This window comes from Bacillus sp. GMs2/2, assembly GCF_050172095.1.
Lineage (GTDB): Bacteria > Bacillota > Bacilli > Bacillales > Bacillaceae_G > Bacillus_A > Bacillus_A cereus.
Genome location: NZ_JBNLYE010000361.1, coordinates 1 through 3,884 on the forward strand (window position 1 = coordinate 1; position 3,884 = coordinate 3,884).

The following is a 3,884-nucleotide window of genomic DNA, read 5'->3' on the forward strand; positions in this document are numbered from 1 at the left end:
ATAGAACGAAAAGAAATAAATAATTTGTCATACAAAAAAATAAAAAAGATAGCAATACACTTATATATTGCTATCTTTTTTATTTTTTCATACATCTAATTCTATTACAGATCTGTTAAAGGTCATCTCTTCATACACCTTTAAATTTTGATATATAGTGCTTAATAATGGTGCCGTTATAGAAAATTGCTCTGCTACATCCAGTAAATATCCTTGCAAGTGCTTCCCTTCAATAAACGAACCCTTCTCCATATCACGTTGCATCGATGACTTCATATCATACGAAATTTTATCAATCGTTTTCATATGTTCCTGGGCAATATTAACCTTTATTGGAGCTCCTAATACTTTCATAATTTGTACAGATTCCTCAAATACATTACGGATAAAATCACGGCCGCCTTCACTTTCACGAATTGGTCCAATTGGTGCACGCATTAACGTTGTCACACCGGACATTACAGTAATAAATAAATATTTATGCCACATATCTTGCGTAATATTTTCACTTAAAACAAAACTAGATTTCGTACCTGCAAATGCTTTAGAAATATGCTTTACTCTCTCTGAACTTTGAGACTTAATTTCTCCAAACACAAGTCTGTTGGCAGCGCTAGTTTGTACAATTTCTCCTTGATCGTTTAACGTCGTCTCGATAAAGCATAAACCGCCAATTACTTTTTCTTCGCCGAATTCTTTTTGTAATAGTGATAAATGAGCGATACCATTTAACAATGGAATGATTACAGTACCTTCGCCAACAAACGGCTTCAAATCTTGAATTGCCTCGTTTAAGTGATACGCTTTTGTTGAAAATAAAATGACATCAAATGGAGAAGTTCTCTCTTCCTTCGTTATTAATTTCGGTTGAAAGGAAAAATCCCCGTTAACACTTCGGATTACAAGTCCTCTTTCCTCTAATTGTTTTTTCCGTTTACTACGAACAAGAAATGTAACATCTTCTCCCTTTTCGACTAATCTGCCACCAAAAAATCCTCCGACTCCACCAGCGCCTAATACTAAAATCCGCATACAGCATCCCCCTCTTCAAAATACAATTTTATAACTTTTTGTATACATAACATTATACATGTCCTCTGCTAAATAAGCTGAATTTTCACTCTCAATCGAGTATAAAACAGTGGTTATTTTCAAATAAATTTGGGCATGTTGTTTCTATAGCATATATGGAAAGGAAACAATGTAGATGGAGGCAATACAAGCAATTGAGGAAAAAGATGTAGCAACAGCTATATTTCAATTTATATTCCCGTTTTCGTTTAAAGCTGGATATGAACAAAATATGTTCCCTTTCTTACAAAAAAACGATTTCCGTCCTTTTCGGCTCGATCATCTCTATGATGAAAATACATATTATGGGGAGTTTAAAGTTTCACATCAAAATATGGAAGCATACTATCTTTCATTTACAAATAAAATTCTCTTTCCTCACTCAGAGCATCAAAAGGGCTTGCAACGTTATTCAAAGGACCTTAACTTAACTGGACATTTAACAACAAACCTTATTTCAATCCCATTCAAGATACACTCTATTGATGTAACACTTTGTCCTTATGAACTTGGCTTCTTAACAATTCGAACAGAAGTAAACACTGCTCCAAACATGACTTTATCTGAAGCAATCGAATTCGCTGCTCGCTTCCGTGTACTTGAAACTAAAAATGATACAAATGAGACTATTTGTATTGAATGTAACGGAAAAAAGTATTCCCAAGTTGAAAAATTCATTTTTGGTTATTTATTTCATGGCGTAACTGATTTCTTTGAAAAGAAGAGATTAAGAAGTTCATACTTTCAAACCTTCCCTTTCTTCGAAGACCAAAGAATGTACGTCCAAACTTTATTGTCACTAAAAGAAGGTATGGAACTTAATGAAGTGGATGTTTATCGTACTTCTAGTCTTTCCGGATTAACAAGTGATGGTAAGCCATATGTGAGTGCAAATAACCTTCCTTACATTCATGACTATTTAAAAAAACACGCTTACCAGAGATGGGCTCCAAATCGTTATTTCATAATGGAAGAACATATTTTTACATGTGTAACAAATGAAGGAGAGCGCGAAATCGCTAAACTTGCTAGTCAAATGTACGGGGAATTTTATTACGCTTTATTATTAAACCTATTCCATAAAATTGTTTTATTAAAAATGGCAAACGCCTATGCTGAGCTAAACATTGAACAAGATACTAATGAAATAGAGAAATTAATTTATTCGATCAATTCGTTCACTGCTAATTATTTTTCTTTAGAATTAGTATCCCAATCACAAAGTGAAGATATTTTCTTCCGCTTAAGAAAACTTTTTAATATTGAGGTTCTATACTCGAACGCGAAACAAAATCTTGATAGTTTGTTTAAATATCAAGAAAATGTCGCCTCTAAAAAAGATAGCCTCTTATTATTAATTTTAACGCTCTACTCTGTAGTGGGCCAAATGTTAGGGTTTACTATGATTGACCTTTTAAGAAACACCGATTCAAACAAAATATCGTCACCTCTTGAATTTTTCGCTCTATTAATTGCGATTAGCGGCATTGTCATTTCACTTATTTTAGGAGCCCAAAGTTTATACCAATGGGGTTTACAGCATAAACGAAGAAAAGCTTGGGTAAAACAAACTGTACTTTCTGCCGTTAAAGAGAAAGAAGATAAAAATTAAAGAAGGTTATTTTCAAATTCTTGGTGCGCTGCAGTAAGTGAAATTTTCATCAGCGATTTTCCGATTATATCGGCGCAACTCGAAATATATCAGCGATTTTTAAGATATATCGACTTACCGACAAAAACCGACAAATGACAGAACCGTATAATAAAAAAGGGTGCTCCAAAATTAAACTTGGAGTACCCCTTTTACTATAAGAATTCAGTTTACTTCCCTGCTTCGATTTGCTCTAATGCAGCAGCTACTTGCTCTTCCGTTAATTCATGTTGTATTACGTAGCGGTTACGTGGACTTACACGACATTCATTAGAACATGCACGTAAATATTTCGCTTCGTTTTCTTCAGAACATAAAATTTTCTTATTACATTCTGGATTTGAACAGTTTACATAGCGCTCACAAGGTTCACCTGTAAAGTGGTCTTTACCAACGATAACATGTTCTTTTTGGTTTACTGGTACAGCGATACGCTCATCGAACACGTAACATTGTCCATCCCAAAGCTCACCTTGTACTTCTGGGTCTTTTCCGTACGTTACAATTCCGCCGTGAAGCTGACTTACATCTTCATAGCCTTCACGAACTAACCAACCAGAAAACTTCTCACAACGAATTCCGCCTGTACAATAAGTTAAAATCTTTTTACCTTCAAGTACTTCTTTATTTTCACGAATCCAATCTGGTAATTCACGGAAGGATTCGATATCAGGTTTAATCGCACCTTTGAAGTGACCTAAATCAAATTCATAATCATTTCGTGCATCAATGATAACTGTATCTTCTTGTTTCATTGCTTCATAAAAATCTTTTGGCTCTAAATACTTCCCAGTTATTTCGTGTGGGTTAATGTCATCTTCTAGACGAAGTGTAACTAACTCTGGACGAGGACGCACGTGCATTTTCTTGAATGCATGACCATCAGCTTCATCTATTTTAAATACGATACCGTCAAAACGTGGATCATTGTTCATTGCTTCCATGTATTTCTCTGTTTGTTCTACAGTTCCAGAACAAGTTCCGTTAATACCTTCTTTTGCTACAAGAATTCTTCCTTTTAATTCAAGTGAATTACAAAATGCTAAATGCTCTGCCGCGAATTCTTCTGGGTTTTCAATTGTTGTGTACATGTAATATAGTAATACTCTGTATGGTTTTGTAGTTGCCAATGTATTTCTACCACCTATCTAATTTTTTAAAT

At 34.3% G+C, this 3,884-nt stretch carries 3 protein-coding genes; 1 reads left to right on the plus strand and 2 read right to left on the minus strand.

The window, feature by feature from the left end; all coding sequences use genetic code 11:
• Positions 1 to 87: 87 nt before the first annotated feature.
• The gene (gene panE, locus ACQGS6_RS24255; protein ID WP_074626207.1) at positions 88 to 1,032 is read right to left on the minus strand and encodes a 2-dehydropantoate 2-reductase; all 945 of its coding nucleotides are present in this window, start codon (positions 1,030 to 1,032) and stop codon (positions 88 to 90) included.
• A 175-nt stretch (positions 1,033 to 1,207) separates the two neighbouring features.
• Between panE and ACQGS6_RS24260 the strand changes: the two genes are divergently transcribed.
• Complete coding sequence (locus ACQGS6_RS24260) at positions 1,208 to 2,683, plus strand: hypothetical protein (RefSeq protein ID WP_074626210.1); 1,476 nt, start codon at positions 1,208 to 1,210, stop codon at positions 2,681 to 2,683.
• Positions 2,684 to 2,892: 209 nt separating this feature from the next.
• On the opposite strand, the gene ACQGS6_RS24265 is transcribed toward ACQGS6_RS24260, so the two are convergent.
• Complete coding sequence (locus ACQGS6_RS24265) at positions 2,893 to 3,852, minus strand: rhodanese-related sulfurtransferase (RefSeq protein ID WP_000246218.1); 960 nt, start codon at positions 3,850 to 3,852, stop codon at positions 2,893 to 2,895.
• Positions 3,853 to 3,884: the final 32 nt, after the last annotated feature.